The organism is Salegentibacter maritimus (assembly GCF_016236975.1).
GTDB lineage: Bacteria > Bacteroidota > Bacteroidia > Flavobacteriales > Flavobacteriaceae > Salegentibacter > Salegentibacter maritimus.
The window spans coordinates 47,347-69,999 of record NZ_JAEHNY010000012.1; the positions used below are offsets into that span (position 1 = coordinate 47,347).

Genomic DNA, 22,653 nt, shown 5'->3' on the forward strand with positions numbered 1-22,653 from the left:
ACAATGAAGAGATACAATAACATATTCAATAAAATGCTTTTGTTGCTCCTACTGGCTTTCAGTTTTGGTTGCACAGAAGATTATCTTGAGGATACAGAAGAATACACTATAGATTCAGAAAACTATTTTAATTCTGAAGAAGATTATTATAACGCCATGATTGGTGTTTATGATGTATTACAGTCTACTTACGTAAATGTGTTGCTAGGCGAGATCGCTTCCGATAATACCTTAAGTGGAGGGGAAAGCGCCAATGATGTAATTGGCTTTCAGCAAGTAGACGAAATGACGCATACTTCCGTAAATGATAACCTGGACGATATTTGGGATTGGAATTTTGCCGGCGTGCAACGTGCCAATTATGTTCTGGAATTTCAGGACAAAACCGATTTTGAAGGTCGCGAAATGATTATCGCTGAGGTTCGGTTTTTAAGGGCTTATTTTACTTTTGAATTGTTAAAATGGTTTGGACCTATTCCAATTAAAGGAGATGAACGCTTTGTGTTGGGAGATGAAACTTCCATCCCAAGAGCTTCTACCGAAGAAGTTTATACACAAATTGAAAACGACTTAAAGTTTACCATAGATAACCTTAGTTATACCGCACCTGAAACAGGACGAGCTACAAAAGGTGCTGCCATGGCTTTACTTGGAAAAGCACATTTATACCAGGAAGAATTTGACGCTGCTGCCAATGTATTAACAGAGTTAATTAATAATGGCCCTTATGCTTTGGCCGATTTTGATACGCTTTTCCTGAAAGAAGGTGAAAACAATGAAGAATCTGTTTTTGAAGTTCAGTATACCGGGGAAGAAGGAGCAGGTTTTGACTGCTTACAATGTAGCGAAGGCAACGTAGCGGTAGGTTTTCAGGGAATAAGAAATTATACAGGTCCGCTTTTTGAGCCCGGATTTAGCTTTAACGTCCCAACCCAGGAAGCCTATGATATGTTTACTGAAGAAGATATTAGAAAAGACCTTTCCATACTGGATATAGAGGCCTGGGCCGAAGAAACAGGGGCAACTTATATAGAAGGTTATAAGCATACGGGATATTTCAACCGAAAGTATCTTCCGCGTAAAAATGATAACGCAGGTGATGCCAACCTTACCCAACCCAATAATTATCGTGCTATTAGATATGCCGATGTGTTATTAATGGCAGCAGAAGCTTTAAACCGGGGTGGAATAGACGATAGCCAGGCAAGAACATATCTTAATGAAGTTCGTGAAAGAGCCGGTTTACAGGCTGTAGAAGCGGCAGGAAGTACTCTTACCGACCTTATTTTTGAAGAAAGAAGAAAAGAATTGGTGGGGGAAGGCCACCGTTTCTTCGACCTGGTTAGAACAGGAAGGGCAGCAGCTAATATTGATGGATTTACTGCCGGGAAAAACGAACTTTTTCCAATTCCGTTAGAAGAAATAGAATTTTCTCAGGGTAACTGGGAGCAAAATTCGGGATACTAAAAAATTAGCATTATGAAAAAACACTATAAAATAATTTTCGCATTCCTACTTACACTGCCTTTTTTAGGTTGTGAGAGTGATGATGATGCACTGGTAGATCTTAATAGCATAGCCACGCCTGCAAACCTGGGCGCTGGCTTTGAGATCACACAAGATAATTCAGGCCTGGTAACTATAATACCTAAAGGTGAAAGTGCCAATATGTATAGTATAGATTTTGGAGATGGCAGTGAAGTGGCTTCAGAAATAAGACCAGGAGAGACCGTAGATCATATATATGCCGAGGGCGATTATGAAGTAGCGGTTACAGGAACTAATTTAAATGGTGCCTCCGCAACCGGCACACAAGCTCTTACCGTTTCTTTTCGTCAACCGGAAAATCTTGAGGTGGCAATTACCAGGGCAGAAGATGACAATTATGCCATAACGGTATCAGCTACAGCCGATTTTGCTGCGATGTTTGAAGTTTATTTCGGAGATGTAGACGAAGAAGAGCCTACGGCATTTATGATAGGTGAATCTGTTACGCATACCTACGATGCTGTTGGGGATTACGATGTTAGAGTGGTGGCCTTAAGTGGTGGTGCGGCGACTACCGAAACTACTCAAACAGTAAGTATTACAGATCCATTATTTTTACCTATAGATTTTGAATCTGCCACCAAGAACTATACATTCTATAATTTTGGAGGTGGAGAAGGTGCTGGAGCTCCTATAATTGATAATCCAGATCCAAGTGGCATTAATACCAGTAATAGGGTTGCATCTTATACCAAGCCTGCAGGTTCTGAGGTATGGGCAGGAACAAATATTGCGCTAGATGAGCCTATAGATTTCTCTTCTGAAAAATATATTAGTGTAGATGTATGGTCTCCAGCAGCAGGAACCCCGGTTATTTTAAAGATTGAAAATCTTAATGATGCCGATGTGAATGTAGAAAGTACTGTAGAAACTACGGTAGCTAATGAATGGGAAACACTGGTTTTTGATATGACCGCAGTAGATCCTGCCGTTGAATACGGAAGGTTAGTAATGTTCTTCAATTTTGGAACTTCAGGAACCGATGAAACATATTATTTCGATAATATTCAAACCACTACTTTAGAACCCCTGGGGCTTCCTATAACTTTTGATAGCGAACTTATAGATTATACCCCCGGTGCTTTTAACGGTGCCTCTTTTGAAATGGTTACCAATCCAGACCAATCTGGGGCTAATACTTCAGATGCAATGGTAGGTGCAATTACCAATAGCGGAAATGCTTACGAAGGGGTTTCTTTTAACTTGAAGGAACCGGCCGATTTTAGCGATGATAATAAAACAATCACCATGAAATTCTGGTCAGATGTAGCACTTCCTGTTTTATTGAAATTTGAAGGAGGTGTTAATGGCGAACGTCAAACGGAAGTGTCTTCTAACCATACTGGAACTGGTTGGGAAGAAGTGACTTTTAATTTTAGCACAGATGCCATTAAAAGTTATATTGACGGATCACAGGGAGTTGGAGAGGCATTTGTTCCAACCGGGCAATATGCTACCATGACGATTTTTGTAGATGGACCGGGCAATACGGCTGGAACATTCTACCTGGATGATATTGGCTTCCAAATGGAAGAAACCACTTATATCTCTTTGTTTAGTGATTTTGGTGACGATGTAAATGTAGATACATGGCTAACAGAATGGTCTAATTCAGACTATGAAGAAATAGAGTTTGATGGCAGGCTAACCAAGCATTACTTTAATCTTGGCTTTGCAGGAATTGAAACTCTAGCTGAACCGATTGACGCTAGCGAAATGACCTATTTTCATACCGAAATTTATACGGGTAACGCTACAGAATTCAAAATAAAATTAGTTGACCTAGGCCCTGACGGGGTTTATGCGGGAGATGATCTTTCTGAGCATGAAGTTGTAATAGACAATCTGCCCCAAAACCAATGGGTGAGTTTAGATATTCCATTATCAGACTTTACCGGTCTTCAAGACAGGGCACACATTGGGCAGCTTATTTATTCGGGCATACCTACAGGTGAAGCAGATGTATATCTGGACAATATTTATTTCCATAACTAGAATTAAAAATAATTGATAATGAAAAATATACTAAAAATAGGTCTTATAGCATTGCTACTGGTATTTGCCGGTGCTTGCTCTAACGACGACTACGATATTGGCGAGATAAGCGCTCCTACCAACCTTCAGGTAGAAACCGAAATCCTTGGCCAATCTGGAGATATGCCTCAGGGAGATGGTAGTGGGCAGGTAACCTTTAATAGTGTAGCTGATGGGGCCATGACTTATAAATATGTTTTTGATAACGGAAGTACGGTAACTTCTCCCAGTGGTGTATATACACATCAATTCTCTGAAACCGGAACTAAGGTTTATACGGTTAATGTTATAGCCTATGGTGCCGGGGGTACTGCAAGCTCTACCACAGTAGATGTAGAAGTGTTGGTTACTTACGAACCACCGGCCGATTTATTAGAAAAATTAATTGGAAAAGAGTGGCGGGTTAAGGCCGAAGTTCCCGGTCATTTTGGACTTGGACCTGTAGGTGGGGTTGTTCCTACCGAATGGTATGCCGCCGGTGCAAATGAAAAAACCGGAACCGGAATGTATGACGATCGTTATATCTTTAATGAAGATGGTACGTTTACCCATATTACCAATACCAATAATGATGATCCAAACCCGGATCCATCAGGAACTGTATTTGGCCGAATTAACCTGGTAGATCAGCTTGGTGCCTCTTGCGATTGTGAAGTACAGGGGGCAGATGTTCTTAATATACCTTATAACGATTATACCGAAAATTGGTCTATATCGGCTCCGGGAGGAAAAGAAACCATTAACCTTACGGGCTTGGCATTTATTGGTTACTATATTGGAGGTGATCACAAATATGAGATTTTTGACCGTTCTGGTACCAATGAGCTTATTCTTAAGTCTACCGATGGAAACGGTGAATTCGACTGGTGGTTTATTCTTACCTCAGATTCGGCAGAAGAGGAGGAAGAATTTGAAAGTGAATTTAATACCGAAGTATGGTCTGATGAGTTTGATGGCGATGCGCTTAATACCGATAACTGGAACTACGAAATTGGTAATGGAGACAATGGTTGGGGTAATGGAGAAGCCCAGTACTATACAGATGAACAGGATAACGTACGTGTAGAAAATGGTAATCTTATTATCACCGCAAAAAGAGAAGCTGAAAGTGGCTTCGATTTTACTTCGGCAAGGTTAACAACTAAAGATAAATTTGAGTTTACTTATGGCCGCGTAGAAGTTCGTGCAAAATTAGCTGAAGGTGGTGGAACCTGGCCGGCCATTTGGATGCTTGGTGCCGGTTGGCCCGAAGAATCCTGGCCTGGAGTGGGAGAATTGGATATCATGGAATTTGTAGGAAACGACCCCGATAGAATTTCGTCGGCCTTACATTTTCCAGGAAATTCTGGCGGAAATGCCATTGTGGGAGATACAGAGGTTTCTGATGTAACTTCTGAATTTCACATATACGAAGTAGAATGGACCTCAGAAAAGATCACATTCTTAATGGATGGTAAGCCACATCTTGAATTTGATAATAATGATGCCACGCCATTTCAGAGTGATTTTTACTTATTGCTAAATGTGGCAATGGGAGGAACTCTGGGAGGAAATATTGCTGAAGATTTTCAGGAGTCGTCTATGGAAGTAGATTATGTGAAGGTTTATCAGGAATAACCTTATTTTAAAAATCAGACTGCCTGATTGCTATGTGACTATACTCGAGAATCGAGGTTTGTAAAATCCGGGATCCTGCTTCGAATTTCAAAATTCTTTTAAAGAACACCTCGCGGTCTTGTCGCGAGGTAGTTCCCCCGGTGGAATCTAATTTGTTTGTAGGCCACAAATAATATTATCACGCACATAGTTCAGGCAGTTTTTTATTCGCAAAAAATGAAAAAACGATGTTTATTAGGTTTTTTCCTGTGCTGCTTTTTTATAGCAAAAGGCCAGGATACAACCATACCAAGTTCGGTTAAAAACGTAGAAGCTAAAGTAGATTCGGTTTTAGCTTTAATGACCCTTGAAGAAAAAGTTGGGCAGCTAGTTCAATACAACGGAAGTTGGGACCTTACCGGCCCTGCTTTAGAAATGAATAATAAACAAAAAGAGGAAAACCTAAAAAACGGAAAAGTAGGTGCTATGCTTAACGTGTTATCAGTAGAAGCTACTCGCAAAGCACAAAAGCTGGTGATGGAAAATTCCCGGCTAAAAATTCCTTTAATGTTTGGGTATGATGTAATACACGGGTATTCCACTATTTTCCCCGTACCACTGGCAGAAACCTCTAGCTGGGACCTTGAAGCAATGGAGAAAACAGCTCAAATTGCAGCCCTGGAATCTGCGGCCAATGGGATTAACTGGACATTCTCGCCAATGATAGATGTTTCACGCGATGCGCGTTGGGGTAGAATTATGGAAGGATCTGGCGAAGATCCTTATCTAACTTCTAAAGTAGCGGTTGCTAAAGTACAAGGCTACCAGAGTAACGATCTTGCCAACCCGCATACTATAGCGGCTACCGCCAAACATTTTGCCGGTTATGGTTTTGGCGAAGCCGGGAGAGATTATAATACGGTACATATTGGCGAAAATGAATTGCACAATACCATTCTTCCTCCCTTTAAGGCAGCAGCCAAGGCAGGTGTTGCTACTTTTATGAATTCGTTTAACGATATAGACGGTACACCGGCGACTGCACATATAACTTTACAAAGGGATATCTTGAAAAGAGATTGGAATTGGAACGGATTTGTAGTTTCAGATTGGGGTTCTATTCCAGAAATGATAGCCCACGGCCTGGCCAGGGATAAAAAACACGCGGCCCAATTAGCTTTAAATGCAGGTAGCGATATGGACATGGAAGGCGGTGCCTACGAAATTGGCCTGTTAAGTCTTGTAGAAGAAGGAAAAGTAAGCGAAGAATATATAAATGATGCCGTAAAAAGAGTACTTAGGGTAAAGTTTAAGCTGGGCCTTTTTGACGACCCTTATTTATATGCCAATCCGGAGCTTTTAGACCAAATATCTTTTGAAGAGCATAAAGCTGTAGCTCGCGATGTAGCTAAAAAATCTATTGTGCTATTAAAGAATGAAAATGGTTTACTTCCCATTCAGGATTCTGTTAAAAAAATTGCGGTAATTGGCCCCCTGGCCAACGATAAAGATACGCCAATAGGAAACTGGAGAGCACAGGGAGAGACTAATTCGGCCGTGTCTTTACTGGAAGGTTTACAAAATAATGTGAGTAAAGATGTAGGGATTAGTTATGCTAAAGGTGCCGACCTTGGTATGGGAGAAAGAAGTTTTCTAATGCCTTTAGAAATTAATAAAACAGATACATCGGGCTTTCAGGAGGCCATAACCAAAGCTTCGGAAGCCGACTTGGTAATTATGGCTCTGGGAGAAGATGCCTTCCAAACCGGCGAGGGTAGAAGTCAGGTAGATATTGGTCTGGCTGGAGTTCAGAAAGAATTGCTTAAAGAAATTCAAAAGGTGAACAAGAATATTGTTTTGGTGCTTATTAACGGAAGACCACTGGAGATCACCTATGCTTCAGAAAATATTCCGGCTATAGTTGAGGCCTGGCAATTAGGTTCAGAAAGCGGAAATGCTATTGCCGATGTTTTGCTGGGAGATTACAATCCTTCAGGAAAACTACCGGTTTCTTTTCCAAGGGCTGTAGGCCAGGAACCCTTATATTATAATCAAAAAAATACAGGGCGTCCTTTTAATCCTACCCACGTAACGTATTCTGGTTATGCCGATGAAAAGAAAGATGCGCTTTATCCTTTTGGCTTCGGGCTCAGTTATACGTCTTTTGAATACGGAAATTTATCTATATCTGAAGAAGAATTAACTCCTGGAAATCCTATTGAAGTTAGTTTTAGTTTAAAAAACACCGGTGAAAGGGAAGGGAAAGAAATTGCCCAGTTGTATATAAGAGATTTGGTAGCCAGTACCACCCGTCCCGTGAAGGAACTTAAAGGTTTTAAAATGGTAAAATTGGCTCCCGGAGAATCTAAAACAGTCACTTTTCAGATGAATGAGGCAATGCTTCAGTTCTATTCAGTCAATAAAAAATGGGAGGCAGAGGCCGGTGAGTTTGAAATTATGGTAGGTGGAAACTCTCGTGATCTGCAAAAAGTAAAATTCAGTTTAAAAAAATAAGTATGAAGAATAGAATTTCAATTTTCGGGCTATTTCTTTTAATAGGTTTCCCTCTTACGGCACAGGAGCTAATTTGGGAAGAAAATTTTGATGGTAATTCCCTAAATATGGAGAATTGGAGCTATGAAACCGGTGATGGTTGCCCCGATCTTTGTGGCTGGGGAAATAATGAGCGCCAAATTTACAGCAAAGATTATGTAGCTGTAAAAGGTGGAAATTTAGTGATTACGGCCAATAAAATTGGAGATGCCTATTATAGCGGAAAAGTAAATACTAAAGATAAGTTCGAGTTTCAATACGGAACTGTTGAGGTTCGTGCAAAATTACCCGATGGACACGGTCTTTGGCCGGCAATTTGGATGTTGGGTGCTAATATAAATGAGGTGGGTTGGCCCGCCTCTGGCGAGATTGATATCATGGAGTTTGTCGGCAGGCAGCCCGATACTATTCATAATGCGCTGCATACACCGGCAAGTCATGGAAATACTGAAAATATTAAAACCACGCCCATAGAAAATGTTACTTCAGATTTTCATGTTTTTAAAATGAACTGGACCAAAGATGCGATTACTTTTTATATAGACGATAAAAAGACCTATGTCTTCTCTCCTTCAGAAAAAAATGGAAAAACTTACCCTTACAGGCATCCGTTTTATTTATTATTGAATCTTGCTGTAGGTGGAAATTTTGGAGGACCTGAAGTTGATGATTCTATTTTTCCAAAACAATTTTTAATAGATTATGTAAAGGTTTATAAATACCAAGACAGTAAATAACTATTGTTTGCCTCTCTCTTGTAGATTGAGGTTTAGTCGATAATCTAAATTAAATATTTGTAAGCTTAATCAACCTTAAAAGCTCAATACCTCGTAGGTTTTCTGCGAGGTTATTTTTGTTTTTAAATGTATAATTTGGAGTGAAATCCTGGATTATTTTGGGTGGATAGTTTTGGTATTTTCAATACCTTCGCCTTATAAATGCACTTTTTATGTATAAAACTAATTATTGGGGTACAAAAGAATATTTTAAGATTGTCCGACAATTTTTTGATTATGTTTTATGAAAAAACATTAGATGAATGAGTATGGTTTATTGAGTTTGATTTCAAGGCGTCTATTAGTATTATTTATAGATTATAGTAATAATCAAAAGATGCTAATGACGGCTTAAACCTTTAAAAACAAGTGTTTTGTCAATAAAAAAAAGAAATAATTCTTACCAGGTAAGAAAGCGCTAAAAACCTTACAATACTTAGTAGGTTTTGTTAAAGTTAAACTAATTTTTATTATTTTTATAAGGTGTTGCCCCCTCTACACAAAACTAACGTACCTACTTTCTCGTTAATATATAGAATACAGAGTTTTTAGTGACTAATATTATGACAGTAATTTAGGTGCAAATTATGAGGAGCAGGATAAAAATATTATGTGCAATAATTGCGCTGCTTTTATCTTTAGATATAGCAGGACAGGCGCAAAGCCATAAATTGCCGCCACCTCAAATGGAAGGAGTGTCTGGTGATAGCGTACCTCCTCCTCCCGGTCTCCCTATAGATTTTGGGATTTCGGCTTTACTAGCTGCCGGTTTGGGCTTGGGGATTCATCATCTTAGGAAAAGAAAATAGTTATTTTAATTCCTGGATACGTTTTACATATTTCCCTATCACATCAAATTCCAGGTTTACAAGATCCCCCTCTTTTAGAAACTTAAAGGTGGTATGTTTATAGGTATAGGGAATTATAGCCACGCTAAATTCATTCCTTTTTGAATTCACTACAGTAAGGCTCACGCCATTAACAGTAATAGAACCTTTTTCTATGGTAATATTTTGTAGGGCCGGGTCATATTCAAAAGTAAACTCCCAGCTACCATCTTTTTCGGTTACTTTTTTACAAACTGCGGTTTGATCTACGTGTCCTTGCACAATATGACCGTCAAGCCTGGCGCCGAGTTTCATTCCTCTTTCCAGGTTTACCGGTGCATTTTCCTGTAAATGCTTTAAATTGGTTTTTGCCAGGGTTTCAGCCACCGCGGTTACGGTATATTCATTTTCAGCAATAGAAACTACGGTAAGACAAACACCATTATGGGCTACACTTTGGTCTATTTTTAATTCGGGTGTCATCGTTGCTTTTATACTTATATGCATATTTCCACCTTCGTTCTGAACGCGACTTACTTCTCCTACTTCTTCAATAATTCCGGTAAACATATCTTTGGATTATTCTTACATTTGTGATGTAAAAATAGAAATAAACAGGAGAAGTTTAATGAAATACCGACCAACAAATTCAGATTTAAATCTGAAACAATATTGTTAGTAATTCATTAAATAGCGAATCCCGATAATTTTAAGCAGATGAAGCAAGCAGAAAAGGTGAAATTAGGAATAAGTATAGGAGATTTAAATGGAATTGGCAGTGAAATAATGCTAAAAACCTTTGATGATTCCCGAATGCTGGATTTTTGTACGCCTATTATTTTTGCTTCAACCAAAGTGCTTACTTTTTTAAAGAAACAGTTTAAGCTTTCTTTACATTTTCAGGGAATAGACGATGCCTCTAAAGCGATAGATGGAAAGATTAATGTGGTAAATGTTTGGAAAGAAGGTGTGAATATAAATTTTGGAGAGGAAGATCCAAAAGTAGGAAGCTATGCGTTTAAATCTTTACAGGCTGCAACAAGCGCGCTTAAAGAAGACCAAATAGATGTTTTGGTGACCGCTCCCATCAATAAACATAGCATCCAGTCTGCCGAGTTTAATTTTCCAGGCCATACAGATTATTTGGCAAAAGAACTGGAGGGCGAAAGCCTCATGTTTATGATTACCGATACATTGAAAATAGGTTTACTTACAGATCATGTGGCCCTAAAGGATATTGCGAATACCATTACACCCCAATTAATTGAAAAGAAATTGAAAATTATCCAGGACACTTTGAAGCAGGATTTTAGGGTTCAGAAACCTAAAATAGCAGTTTTAGGTATTAATCCGCATAGTGGCGATAACGGGGTTATTGGGAAAGAAGATGAAGAAGTTTTAAAACCTACGCTTCAGAAATTGCGGGATAAAGGAGATTTGGTTTTTGGTCCATTTTCGGCCGATAGCTTTTTTGGTTCTAAAAATTACGTGAATTTTGATGCTGTGGTGGCCTCTTACCACGACCAGGGCCTAATTCCTTTTAAAACCCTTTCTTTTGGTAATGGAGTAAATTTTACCGCCGGGTTGAGCAAAGTGAGAACCTCGCCAGATCACGGTACCGCTTTTGAGATTGCGGGTACTAACTCGGCAAATATTAATTCATTTAAAGAGGCCGTTTTTCGGGCAATAGAAATTTATAAATGCCGTGAAGAATATAAGGAGCTTACCAAAAACCCCTTAAAGAAACAGGGTAGAAAGTTATAAACAAAAAATTGTTTATAACAAGGCTCTAATTTATTAATTTTTATATATTTGCACCCGCCTAAGCCTAAGCGGCTCATGGCATGAAACTGATGATGAGATGAGGAATTTAGCAGCGTATACAATCCCTTTTGTAGGGTTAAAGCTGGGGGAACACCAGTTTGAATACGACATTGACAATAAGTTCTTTGAGCATTTTGAGTACGACGATCTTAACAGTGCCAATGTGAAAATTGATTTGTTGTTGGAGAAAAAAACAACAATGATGGAGCTTACTTTTAAAGCTTCCGGTGCGGTTAACGTAAATTGTGATATCACCAATGAGCCATATAATCAGCCTATTGAAGGCAGTTTATATTTGGTTGTGAAATTTGGTGAAGAATATAATGACGAAAATGAAGATTTATTAATTTTGCCCCACGGTGAATATGAAATAAATGTTCAGCAATATATTTATGAGCTTATTGTGCTTTCTGTGCCTTTAAAAAGGGTTCATCCTGGGGTAGAAGATGGCACCTTAGATTCAGACGTACTGGATAAACTTGAAGAATTAAGTATTAGTAATAACGAGAATAAAAATGATGAGGATGAAATAGATCCTCGCTGGGATAAATTAAAAAACTTATTAAACGATAAATAACAGCAAGCCATGGCACATCCAAAGAGAAAAATCTCTAAAACAAGAAGAGATAAAAGAAGGACACATTATAAAGCTTCGGTACCAAAAATAGCTACAGATCCTACAACAGGAGAGGCTCATTTGTACCATAGAGCACACTGGCATGAGGGTAAATTATATTACCGAGGCCAGGTCCTAATTGATAATACAGAAGAAATAGAAGCTTAATTGAACATAGAGCTTTAACTTTTATAAAAACTCTCACCCACGTGAGAGTTTTTTGTTTCAAGTTGAATAAGTGCTAAAAAGACCTTAATTTGCACGCCCAGTTAAAGAAAAATTAGTACTTTTCTTTAGGCTTTTTACGTCTCTATGGGCGTAGAATGGGTATTAAAGTGAAATCTATGAATAAAATCACAGCAGCCATTACCGCTGTGGGTACCTATGTACCCGAGGATGTGTTAACCAACAAAATGTTGGAAGAGATGGTGGAGACCAACGATGAATGGATCTTCAGCCGAACCGGTATTAAAGAACGCCGAATTTTAAAAGACCCTAATAAAGGAACTTCATTTTTAGGAATAGAAGCAGCCAAAAATTTGATAGAGAAATCAAATCTCGATCCAAAAGAGATAGATTTGGTGCTTTTGGCTTCTGCAACTCCAGATTTACCTGTAGCCGCTACAGCGGTTCATATCGCTACGCAAATTGGTGCTACCAATGCGTTTGGATATGATCTTCAGGCCGCTTGTTCCGGATTTTTATATGCCATGTCTACGGCTTCGGCCTATATTGAATCTGGCCGATATAAAAAGGTATTAGTGATTGGGGCCGATAAAATGTCTTCTATAATCGATTATACCGATAGGACTACCTGTATTATCTTTGGCGATGGTGCAGGTGCAGTACTTATGGAGCCTAATGAAGAAGGCCTTGGTTTACAGGATGAAATCTTAAGAAGCGATTCTATTGGAAGGGAATCCCTAAAAATAGAAGCCGGCGGTTCACTAATGCCTCCAACCGAGGAAACAGTAGCTAAAAAATTACATTATGTAAGGCAGGATGGCAAAACTGTATTTAAGTTTGCAGTGTCTAATATGGCAGGCGTTAGCGAACAAATTATGGAGCGCAATAAATTAAACAATGATGATGTAGATTGGCTTATTGCACACCAGGCAAATAAACGAATTGTAGGAGCTACGGCTCAGCGTATGGGCCTTGAAGATAATAAAGTGCTTATGAACATTGAGCGCTATGGAAATACTACATCGGCTACTTTGCCTTTATTGCTTGGAGATTACGAAAAGCAATTCAAAAAAGGAGATAATTTAGTTTTTGCTTCATTTGGAGGCGGCTTCACCTGGGGAGCAATCTACTTAAAATGGGCATATAATTCTTAAAAAAACCAACACCCTAACATTATGGATTTAAAAGAAATTCAGAATTTAATAAAGTTTGTGGCCAAGTCTGGTGCCAGCGAGGTAAAACTGGAGACGGGCGATGTGAAAATTACGATTAGAACAGGCTCAGACGAAAAAGAAACTATTGTTCAACAAGTGCCAATGGGTGGCCAAATGCCACAAATGCCTGCGCAAGTACAACCGCAGCAACCACATGCACCGGCACCATCTCAGGAAGAAAGTGCACCACAACAAAAAGAGAGTAAATCGGCTGCAGAAGACGATTCAAAATATATTACGGTAAAATCTCCAATTATTGGAACTTTCTATCGCAAACCTTCTCCAGATAAACCAACCTTTGTAGAAGTTGGAGATTCGGTTAAAGAAGGAGATGTGCTTTGTGTGATTGAAGCTATGAAACTTTTTAATGAGATAGAGAGCGAAGTTTCAGGAAAAATAGTAAAGGTACTGGTAGACGATGCTTCACCGGTAGAATTCGATCAGCCTTTATTCTTAGTAGATCCATCATAAATTACTGCCCATTTAGCTTAAGGCATTTTGTCCTGGGCCAAAAAAACAATAGGTATGTTTAAAAAAATATTGATTGCAAACAGGGGCGAGATCGCTTTACGCGTAATTCGTACCTGTAAAGAAATGGGAATTAGCACAGTGGCGGTTTATTCTACCGCAGATGCTGAAAGCCTTCACGTAAGGTTTGCCGATGAGGCCGTATGTATAGGGCCTCCTCCCAGTAATTTATCTTATCTTAAAATCTCAAACATCATAGCTGCGGCAGAAATTACCAATGCCGATGCTATTCACCCCGGTTATGGTTTTCTTTCTGAAAACGCAAAATTTTCAAAAATTTGTGAAGAGCACGATATTAAATTTATAGGTGCTTCTGCCGAAATGATTGGAAAAATGGGGGATAAAGCAACAGCTAAAGCTACTATGAAAGCTGCCGGGGTTCCCTGTGTACCGGGATCGGAAGGGATTATTAAAGATTTTGAGGAATGTAAAAAAATAGCCAAGGAAATTGGTTACCCGGTTATGCTAAAAGCTACTGCAGGTGGTGGTGGTAAAGGTATGCGTGCCGTATGGAAGGAAGAAGACCTGCAAGCTGCATGGGATTCTGCAAGACAGGAATCGGCTGCAGCTTTTGATAATAATGATATGTATATGGAAAAGCTCATTGAAGAGCCTCGCCATATAGAAATTCAGGTAGTTGGAGACAGTAGGGGGAAAGCATGTCACCTTTCTGAAAGGGACTGCTCGGTACAACGCCGTCACCAGAAATTAACCGAAGAAACACCTTCTCCTTTTATGACCGATAGCCTTCGGGAAAAAATGGGAGAGGCAGCCGTAAGGGCCGCAGAATACATTAAATACGAAGGTGCAGGTACTGTAGAGTTTTTGGTAGATAAACACCGTAATTTCTACTTTATGGAAATGAACACCCGTATACAGGTAGAGCACCCAATTACCGAACAGGTAATAGATTACGATCTTATTAGGGAGCAAATCCTGGTTGCAGCGGGAGTTCCAATTTCGGGTAAAGATTATTTCCCAAAATTACACTCTATAGAATGCCGAATTAATGCCGAAGATCCTTATAACGGCTTTAGGCCTTCGCCGGGGAAGATCACAAATCTTCACGCACCCGGTGGCCATGGAGTAAGAATAGATACGCACGTTTATAGTGGGTATATTATTCCGCCAAACTACGATTCTATGATTGCGAAATTGATTACTACCGCCCAAACCAGGGAAGAGGCGATCAATAAAATGAAACGCGCATTAGATGAATTCGTGATAGAAGGTATTAAAACCACAATCCCGTTCCATAGACAACTTATGGACCATCCCGATTATATTGATGGGAATTACACCACTAAGTTTATGGAAGATTTTGAAATGAAATCACTCGAATAAGATTAAGTTTCGGCGTCATTCTGAACTTGTTTCAGAATCTAACATCTGGAATATTTAAGCATAAGACCTCACAGATTTTCTAAACCTGTGAGGTCTTTTTTTATTAGCATCGCCAAAAGGGCATATTAACCTGAGGTAGTTTACTTGAACAATTTTCCTTCGTCAGCCTTAATTTATTTCAGAATCTAATATCTTGACAATCTAAATGCGTTAAAAATCCAGAAAAAGATTAAACTATGTCGGCTGGAGTTTTTATGTAGCCTCATTATTTATTTCGTATTTTCATTAAAAATTAACCAAGCCTAATGAACCTTTCTTACTGGGAAACCAAAACCTGGTTTTCAAATATTGATTTTTGCATTGTCGGTAGCGGGATTACGGGCCTAAATTGTGCTCTAAACTTAAAAACGCGATTTCCAAAATCTAACATCCTGGTTTTAGAACGCGGCATGTTACCAAACGGAGCAAGTACAAAAAATGCCGGTTTTGCCTGTTTTGGAAGTATCTCTGAAATCTTGGATGATCTAAATTCCCATTCTGAAGAGGAAGTGCTGCAGCTTATTCAAAAGCGGTTAAAGGGCTTGAATTTGCTTCGGAAGAATTTGGGAGATAAAAACATAGGCTATAAGGAATATGGGGGCTACGAACTTTTTACCAAAGAAGATCGGCCACTTTTTGAAGAATGTAAAGCAAAGCTACCTGAGCTCAATAAAATGCTGGAACCGCTGTTTGGAGAGGCTGTGTTTAGTATTCAAAAAGATAGCTTCGGATTTAGGAATATAGAGAAAAAACTCATTTTTAATCAGTTTGAAGGGCAGTTAAATACCGGGGAAATGATGGAAACTCTGCTATACAAAGTGCAAAAGGCCGGCATCAAAATCCTGAATAATGTTAACGTTGAAGAATTCACGGAGGCCAAAAATTCTGTAAAGATTAAAACCGATAAATTAGAATTTTTAGCAAGGAAATTATTGATAGCTACTAATGGTTTTTCAGAGAAATTGGGGATTGCGCAGGTAAAACCGGCACGTGCCCAGGTGTTGATTACCAAACCGATTAAAAATCTGAAAATCAAAGGCACATTTCATTTAGATAAAGGCTATTATTATTTCAGGAATATTGACGATTGCATTCTTTTTGGCGGTGGTAGGAACCTGGACTTTAAGACGGAAGAAACCACCGAAATGGCGCAAACAAAACTTATTCAGCAGAAACTTGAGGAATTACTTAAAAATACTATTTTGCCCGAAACTTCTTTTGAAATTGAACATCGCTGGAGCGGAATTATGGGCGTTGGAAAACAGAAAAAGCCCATAGTAAAACAGATTTCAGAAAACGTTTATTGCGGAGTGCGATTAGGCGGGATGGGCGTTGCCATTGGCAGTTTAGTAGGAAAGGAACTTTCAGAATTGATAATATGATGAAGAAATTTTTCAAATTTATCCTAAAACTGATAAGTGTTTTACTTCTGTTTTCCATTTTTATGGTCTTGCTATATAAATGGTTACCGGTGCCCTTTACCCCTTTAATGGCTATTCGGTATTTTGAGAATCCCGAAGAAGAAATTCGGCATACCTGGGTGTCCCGGGAAGATATTTCCCAACACTTACAGTTAGGCGTAATTGCCGGTGAAGATCAAAACTTTGTAAAACATAATGGTTTCGATTTTGAAGCTATAGAAAAGGCCATAGAAGATAACCAGAAAGGAAAGCGGGTGCGTGGCGCCAGCACAATTTCCCAGCAAACTGCAAAGAATGTGTTTTTATGGCCGGGAAGAAATTGGTTTAGAAAAGGCCTGGAGGTTTATTTTACGTTTTTAATCGAAACTTTTTGGAGCAAAGAACGAATTTTAGAGGTGTACCTGAATAGTATTGAGATGGGGAAAGGAGTTTACGGGGCTGAAGCTGCAGCCAAGCATTGGTTTAATAAATCGGCTGCGAACCTTTCTATTTACGAAGCCGCTGCAATTGCCGCTATTTTGCCTAATCCCAGGGAATATAAGGCAAACCCTGCGAGTAGTTATATAAATGAGAGGAAAAACTGGATTGTGCGGCAAATGCAGAATTATGGAAGATTTCATTTGGAGTAAATTTTACAATAATTTCATTTATCGTCAATCTGAACTTGTTTCAGATTCTTATATGTTTGGATTATTAAACACTTAGATTCCCGAAAAGATTCGGAGCAGGCTCTGAAATAAATTCAGGATGACCACTGAAAAAACTATGTATAGCTTTTAGCTAAAAAACTCATGAATTTAATAAAAGAGAAATTATATAAAGCTTGCGAGGCTTATGTGGAAGAACGTATAAAGCGTATTGAAGTTGCTATGGGCGGACTTGAAATCGACCTGGAGAACGAAACCAAAAGCAGTGCGGGCGATAAATATGAAACCGGGCGGGAAATGATAAACCTGGAATGGAATAAATTATCGGGACAATTACAGCAATTTAAAAATCTTAGAAATACGCTTAATCTTGCTAAAAGTAGAACTAACAATGGCTCCGCTCAATTGGGGGCTGCGGTAAAGACCAATATGGCTAATTATTTTATAGCGATTCCGGCAGATCGTATTATTGTAGAGGGCGAAGCGTATTTTGCTATAGGTGCTAATTCTCCCATCGCGCAATTATTGCTACATAAAAAAGTTGGAGAAGAAATTACTTTCAACGGAAAAACAGCTAAAATCCTTGAAGTGTTTTAAATTAAAAATGCTTAGCCGCGATTACACGAATATTCTATAAAATACCTCCTCTACTTTTAAAGGGAGGGAATAAATAAAGGTGGGGTGACGACACAAAAAAACAATGTGTGATTGCTAAGAAGGTACGACTAAAGCAATCTGCACAAATAGAAACTCTCATTCAGTAGATTACCGCGCTCCTTCGGGCGCTCGTAATGATGATAGTAAAAAAGGAAAAAACAAGAAACAAGATCAAACCCCTCCGATCTGCGGACACCTCTCCTTGAAGAAATGGTGTTTATCCCTGGATAGTAGGCCTTTTTTGGGGCCATAATTTTCTATCTAACGGCTAATGACTACAGTCTATCGACTAGAATTATTCGGTTATTCGTGGCGAAACTTACTTCAATCTAGATTCGATTAATTTTTCTGAAATTTTAAGCTTTATCCTTTTGCCTTCTTTTAATTCCTGTGAATGATTAAAATAGATAGTTTTTCCGTTTAGTTCGGCTTCAATTAACCAGTTTTCACCTTTAAACCAGGATTTTTTTACTGTTGCTTCTATTCCGTAGGTTTTGGAAAGTTTTATTTCTTCCGGGTAAAGAATCACTTTTTTCCGGCTGCTTTCATCTTTAGCCAAATCCTTTAGCATAAGTTCGTTTACATCTCCAAAAAGGGACGCTACATATTTATTTGGTGGGGTTTCGTATAAATTCTGCGGGGAATTTTCAGCATAGATTTTTGCATTTTTCAGGACGATAGTTTTGTCGGCGAAAGAAAGTGCATCGGTACTATCATGCGTGGCCACTATACAGGCGATATTGTGGTCCTTTAGGTAAGCAAAAAGTCTTCGCCTTAAATTATTTTTTCTAAAGTGGTCTATATGGCTAAAAGGTTCGTCCAGTAAAAGCAGTTCGGGTTGCTTTGCCAGTGCCCGAGCCAGGGCAACCCTCTGTTGCTGGCCGCCGCTTAAAAGTTTCGCTTTCTTATCGGCTAGCTCGGTCATTTCAACCACTTCCAATAATTCTTTTATACGCTGCTTCTTTTTGTGCGGATATTGGTTGCTAAGGTATTTTCCAATATTATCGGCTACACTTAAAGGAAGCATAAGATCGAAATCCTGGGCTAAATATTTTATAAAAGCCTCTCCGGGCACCAGGTTAAAATTGGGTCCCAATAATTCTTTTTCTTCCCAAAAAATCTCACCATCGGTATGAAGCAGGCCGTAAATAAGTTTAAGCAGCGTACTTTTACCACAGCCGCTTTCTCCAATTACCGAAAGGTTTTCTCCTTTTTCAAGCTTAAAACTTATGTTTTTTAAAACCGGTTCTTCAGCATAGGCAAAAGAGACATTTTTGAGTTTCAGCATAAAATTTATGTATTCTTTACAAGAGTGCTTAGCAAGACTTTCTTGCCTGGCATACTAGACATCGTCGTAATCTACCTTAAGCTTTGGCGTAAGAGGTTGTGCCTGGCAGGTTAAGATTAAACCTTCTTCCACTTCGTCATCGGTTAGAATTTGATTTTTACGCATTTCGGCCTTTCCTTCGGTGATTCTGGCAATACAACTGCTGCAAATACCACCCTGGCAGGAATAAGGTACGTCTAAATCCTGCTCTAAAGCAGCATCCAGTACCGTATCTTTGGTATCCATAGAAAAGGTGGTTTCCTCGTCATCTACCATAACCGTAAGTTCGGTTTTACCTTCAACATTGGTTTCTATGGCGCCTGTTTCTTCAGTGGTAAATAGTTCGTAAAGAATTTTGTCTTCGGTAATTCCGTTTTGTTTTAAAACATCACTTACCTGGTTTATCATTTCCTCGGGACCACAAAGGTAAAAAGCATCAAAAGCCTGATCTTTAAATTTGTTCTTTACAACAAAGTTTACCGTGCTGGTTTCTATACGTCCAAAATGGGAATTATCCTCTCTTGTTCGGCTGTATACAAACTCTATAAAAAGCCTGTCGGCAAATTTAGCTTGCAATTCAAGTAGCTCTTTAAAAAAAATGGTTTCTTCCGGAGATTTGTTTCCGTAGGTAAGCACAAACCTACTTTTAGGCTCTTCGCTCAAAACGGTTTTTATAATAGAAAGCACTGGTGTTATCCCGCTTCCGGCAGCAAAGGCTGCATACGTTTTTGCTTCACCGGTAGGTTTTAAAATAAATTTTCCTTCTGGCGGATGAACTTCCAGAATGTCTCCTGCATTGAGTTTGTTATTGGCAATTACTGAGAATTTCCCACCTTCTACCTCTTTTACCGTTACTTTAAACTCTCCCGAATTAGGGGCCGAACAAAGGGAATAAGCACGTCTTATCTCTTCATCACCTACTTTTGTTTTTATGGTAATATACTGGCCTGCATCAAACTTAAATTCCTCTTTTAAGTTTTCCGGAATATTAAAAGACAAGCTTACTGCTTGTGGGGTTTCCCTAATTACTTCTTTTATCTCTAAAGGAAAAAATTTACTCATCAAAAAATATTTTTTGCAAAAATACAAAGTATGTGAAATTAAAGAGTGTAACAAATGCCTAAATTTCTATACTTGTAAAGTAAGTGATAGGTAAAATATGAATATGAGCTATATTTTGGTCTGGAGATACCTTTAAATTTAATTTAGGCCAATGCTTATTTAATCCCGTTTAGTGGGGAAATTCTTAAAAATTATGTTTCAACGATTTTTGTGGTTAGAGTGGAAGTCTTTTTTTCGTTCTGCCAGTCTTGGGAAGAATATAGGGTTAAAAATCTTCTTAATTTTTCTGGCCTTATATTTTTCGGTGGCATTCTTGGCCTTAGGGATTGGTCTCTACCCATTATTACAGGAAACCTTTCCTAATCAGGACCCTTTACAAATGGTAAATCGGTTTGTTTTACTCTGGCTGGTGTTCGAGCTTGGTTTTAGGTTTATGATTCAAACATTGCCGGTGTTAGATATAAAACCGCTTTTAAATTTACCTATTTCCAGAAGAAAAGCAGTGAACTTTGTGCTGCTTAAGTCCATGTATTCTTTTTTTAACTTTCTGCCCCTATTTATAATTATACCATTCGGGATTTTTTGTATTAACAAAGGCGATTATGGCATCTGGAATATTATAGGATGGATGATAGCCATGATTGCTGCCACGCAATGTGTGAATTTTTTAAACTTTCTTATTAAAAAGAAGTTTACTGATAATTTAAAGGCCTTAATTCCCGCAATCTTAGCAGTTGTGATTCTTGGAATATTGGAATATTTTAAAGTTTTCGAGATTAGTTTTTGGTTTGGTAAAATGATGGATTTCCTTGTTTTGAATCCTTATCTTGCTGTTTTGCCTATAGTTCTGCTAATTATGCTATATAAATGGAACCAATTAAACCTTGAAAGCAAGTTTTACCTTGATGCAGGTTTAAAAGAAAAACAAAAAGATGCCGATACAAAGAATTTTGAATGGACTAAAAAATTTGGAGTTCTCGCACCTTTTCTTCAATTAGATTTAAAACTTATTTGGAGAAATAAAAGACCTAAGACCACAATTTATATGTCGTTGCTTTTGTTGGGTTACGGCTTGTTTATTTATCCAGGCGATATGTACGGGCACCCGGCTATGTATGTATTTGTAGGTGTTTTTATGACCGGAATTTTTATGATCAATTTTGGTCAATTTGTGCCTTCCTGGGATGCCTCTTATTACCCCATGATTATGGCGCAAAATATTCCGCTTAAAGATTACCTATCCTCCAAAGCAATGCTAATTAGTTGTAGTGTGATTGTACTGGCTATTTTAAGCACTCCATATATTTATTTTGGGTGGGATATTTTATTGATAAATATGGTTGCAGCTTTATATAATATTGGTGTGAATATCCCTATTCTACTTTATTCCGGTTCTTTTAATAAAAAAAGGATAGATCTTGATAAGAGTCCGTTTATGAACTATCAGGGTACAGGAGCCGCTCAATGGATTGTTGGTATTCCTTTAATGTTTTTACCTGTTTTAATTTTCTGGCTTCTAAACTTTTTTATAAGTTTTGAAGCAGGCTTAATTGCTCTTTCTGGTTTGGGACTGTTAGGGTTGCTGTTGCGAGCTAGTTTAATGAAATACATTGCCGGGGTTTATCAAAAAAGAAAATATGCAATGATTAATGGTTTTAAACAAACCGGTGAATAAAATTATAAATATGATAACAGCTACGAATCTTAGTAAAGTTTACGGCGGAACAAAAGTTTTGAACATAGAACATTTAGATATTCCTGAAGGGGAAAGTTTTGGTCTGGTTGGGAATAATGGAGCCGGAAAAACTACCTTTTTCAGCTTACTGCTTGATTTAATCCAGCCTACTGCCGGAAATATTTTTAACCATGAGATCACCGTTAGTCAAAGCGAAGACTGGAAACCTTTTACTGCTTCCTTTATAGATGAAAGTTTTTTGATTGGCTATTTAACCCCCGAAGAATATTTTTATTTCGTGGGTGAATTAAGAGGAGCCAATAAAGCTGATATCGATTCGTTTTTAACGAATTTTGAAGATTTTTTTCACGGTGAGATTTTAGGCCGAAAAAAATATTTACGCGATCTCTCTAAGGGAAATCAGAAAAAAGTAGGGATTGTAGCTGCTTTAATAGGAAACCCTAAAGTGGTTATTTTAGATGAACCTTTTGCTAATTTAGATCCTACCACCCAAATTCGCTTAAAAAAAATTATTAAAGAACTTACTGAAAATAGAGAGGTTACAGTGTTAATCTCTAGCCATGACCTTATTCATGTAACCGAGGTTTGTGAACGAATAGTAGTTTTGGATAAAGGTGAAGTGGTAAAAGATATTAAAACTTCTGAAGCTACTTTAAGTGAGTTAGAACGCTATTTTTCTGGTGAGGTAGAAGTAACTCAGGCTGAAGAACTATCTTAATTAGGTTTGCATTTATAAAAAGAAGCGTATTTTTGCACAC

Annotated in this window: 20 protein-coding genes; 17 read left to right on the forward strand and 3 right to left on the reverse strand. The window is 38.4% G+C overall.

What is annotated here, in order from left to right; translation table 11 throughout:
* The first annotated feature begins 3 nt into the window (after nt 1-3).
* The 6 genes from I6U50_RS12865 to I6U50_RS12890 all read left to right on the forward strand — a co-directional run bounded on the left by I6U50_RS12865 (nt 4) and on the right by I6U50_RS12890 (nt 9,316).
* Entirely contained in the window at nt 4-1,467 is a 1,464-nt protein-coding gene (locus I6U50_RS12865; RefSeq protein WP_198627873.1) for a RagB/SusD family nutrient uptake outer membrane protein, read from the forward strand.
* Between the two features lie 12 nt (nt 1,468-1,479).
* The gene (locus I6U50_RS12870) at nt 1,480-3,543 is read left to right on the forward strand and encodes a hypothetical protein (protein ID WP_198639133.1); all 2,064 of its coding nucleotides are present in this window, start codon (nt 1,480-1,482) and stop codon (nt 3,541-3,543) included.
* Nucleotides 3,544-3,561: 18 nt separating this feature from the next.
* Nucleotides 3,562-5,199 carry a family 16 glycosylhydrolase gene (locus tag I6U50_RS12875; RefSeq protein WP_198639134.1) on the forward strand — a complete coding sequence of 546 codons (1,638 nt, stop codon included), beginning with the start codon at nt 3,562-3,564 and terminating at the stop codon, nt 5,197-5,199.
* Between the two features lie 216 nt (nt 5,200-5,415).
* Nucleotides 5,416-7,692 carry a beta-glucosidase BglX gene (bglX, locus tag I6U50_RS12880; protein ID WP_198639135.1) on the forward strand — a complete coding sequence of 759 codons (2,277 nt, stop codon included), beginning with the start codon at nt 5,416-5,418 and terminating at the stop codon, nt 7,690-7,692.
* A gap of 2 nt (nt 7,693-7,694) precedes the next feature.
* The gene (locus I6U50_RS12885; RefSeq protein WP_198639136.1) at nt 7,695-8,468 is read left to right on the forward strand and encodes a glycoside hydrolase family 16 protein; all 774 of its coding nucleotides are present in this window, start codon (nt 7,695-7,697) and stop codon (nt 8,466-8,468) included.
* 626 nt (nt 8,469-9,094) lie between these two features.
* The gene (locus I6U50_RS12890) at nt 9,095-9,316 is read left to right on the forward strand and encodes a PID-CTERM protein-sorting domain-containing protein (RefSeq protein ID WP_198639137.1); all 222 of its coding nucleotides are present in this window, start codon (nt 9,095-9,097) and stop codon (nt 9,314-9,316) included.
* Here the strand turns inward: I6U50_RS12890 and I6U50_RS12895 are convergent, their stop codons facing one another.
* Nucleotides 9,317-9,904, reverse strand: a complete 588-nt coding sequence (locus tag I6U50_RS12895) for a riboflavin synthase (protein ID WP_193712142.1) — start codon at nt 9,902-9,904, stop codon at nt 9,317-9,319.
* A 147-nt stretch (nt 9,905-10,051) separates the two neighbouring features.
* Between I6U50_RS12895 and pdxA the strand changes: the two genes are divergently transcribed.
* The 9 genes from pdxA (at nt 10,052) to I6U50_RS12940 (ending at nt 17,750) form a co-directional block, all read left to right on the forward strand.
* Nucleotides 10,052-11,098, forward strand: a complete 1,047-nt coding sequence (gene pdxA, locus I6U50_RS12900) for a 4-hydroxythreonine-4-phosphate dehydrogenase PdxA (RefSeq protein ID WP_198639138.1) — start codon at nt 10,052-10,054, stop codon at nt 11,096-11,098.
* Nucleotides 11,099-11,195: 97 nt separating this feature from the next.
* Nucleotides 11,196-11,735 (forward strand): YceD family protein, encoded by a 540-nt coding sequence (locus tag I6U50_RS12905; protein WP_198639139.1) that lies wholly within the window; start codon nt 11,196-11,198, stop codon nt 11,733-11,735.
* A 9-nt stretch (nt 11,736-11,744) separates the two neighbouring features.
* Nucleotides 11,745-11,942, forward strand: coding sequence for a 50S ribosomal protein L32 (gene rpmF / locus I6U50_RS12910; RefSeq protein ID WP_037318365.1), 198 nt, complete (start codon nt 11,745-11,747; stop codon nt 11,940-11,942).
* A gap of 176 nt (nt 11,943-12,118) precedes the next feature.
* Nucleotides 12,119-13,114, forward strand: a complete 996-nt coding sequence (locus tag I6U50_RS12915) for a beta-ketoacyl-ACP synthase III (protein WP_198627880.1) — start codon at nt 12,119-12,121, stop codon at nt 13,112-13,114.
* 21 nt (nt 13,115-13,135) lie between these two features.
* Nucleotides 13,136-13,645 (forward strand): acetyl-CoA carboxylase biotin carboxyl carrier protein, encoded by a 510-nt coding sequence (gene accB / locus I6U50_RS12920; RefSeq protein WP_193712138.1) that lies wholly within the window; start codon nt 13,136-13,138, stop codon nt 13,643-13,645.
* A 54-nt stretch (nt 13,646-13,699) separates the two neighbouring features.
* Entirely contained in the window at nt 13,700-15,046 is a 1,347-nt protein-coding gene (gene accC, locus I6U50_RS12925; RefSeq protein ID WP_198627881.1) for an acetyl-CoA carboxylase biotin carboxylase subunit, read from the forward strand.
* 305 nt (nt 15,047-15,351) lie between these two features.
* The gene (locus I6U50_RS12930) at nt 15,352-16,467 is read left to right on the forward strand and encodes an NAD(P)/FAD-dependent oxidoreductase (RefSeq protein ID WP_198639140.1); all 1,116 of its coding nucleotides are present in this window, start codon (nt 15,352-15,354) and stop codon (nt 16,465-16,467) included.
* Nucleotides 16,464-17,135: a monofunctional biosynthetic peptidoglycan transglycosylase gene (mtgA, locus tag I6U50_RS12935; protein WP_198639141.1), complete on the forward strand. Its 672-nt coding sequence runs from the start codon at nt 16,464-16,466 to the stop codon at nt 17,133-17,135. Before I6U50_RS12930 ends, mtgA begins: the two co-directional genes overlap by 4 nt.
* A 162-nt stretch (nt 17,136-17,297) precedes the next feature.
* Nucleotides 17,298-17,750 carry a GreA/GreB family elongation factor gene (locus tag I6U50_RS12940; RefSeq protein ID WP_232805939.1) on the forward strand — a complete coding sequence of 151 codons (453 nt, stop codon included), beginning with the start codon at nt 17,298-17,300 and terminating at the stop codon, nt 17,748-17,750.
* 379 nt (nt 17,751-18,129) lie between these two features.
* Here I6U50_RS12940 and I6U50_RS12945 read toward each other — a convergent pair whose 3' ends face one another.
* Together I6U50_RS12945 and I6U50_RS12950 are read right to left on the reverse strand one after the other, a co-directional pair.
* On the reverse strand, nt 18,130-19,098 hold the full coding sequence (locus tag I6U50_RS12945; RefSeq protein WP_198639142.1) for an ABC transporter ATP-binding protein: 969 nt from the start codon (nt 19,096-19,098) through the stop codon (nt 18,130-18,132).
* Nucleotides 19,099-19,152: 54 nt separating this feature from the next.
* On the reverse strand, nt 19,153-20,199 hold the full coding sequence (locus I6U50_RS12950; RefSeq protein WP_198639143.1) for a ferredoxin--NADP reductase: 1,047 nt from the start codon (nt 20,197-20,199) through the stop codon (nt 19,153-19,155).
* A gap of 193 nt (nt 20,200-20,392) precedes the next feature.
* On the opposite strand from I6U50_RS12950, the gene I6U50_RS12955 reads away from it, so the two are divergent.
* Together I6U50_RS12955 and I6U50_RS12960 are read left to right on the forward strand one after the other, a co-directional pair.
* Entirely contained in the window at nt 20,393-21,874 is a 1,482-nt protein-coding gene (locus I6U50_RS12955; protein WP_198639144.1) for a DUF5687 family protein, read from the forward strand.
* Between the two features lie 10 nt (nt 21,875-21,884).
* Nucleotides 21,885-22,613 carry an ABC transporter ATP-binding protein gene (locus I6U50_RS12960; RefSeq protein WP_198639145.1) on the forward strand — a complete coding sequence of 243 codons (729 nt, stop codon included), beginning with the start codon at nt 21,885-21,887 and terminating at the stop codon, nt 22,611-22,613.
* Nucleotides 22,614-22,653 lie beyond the last annotated feature (40 nt).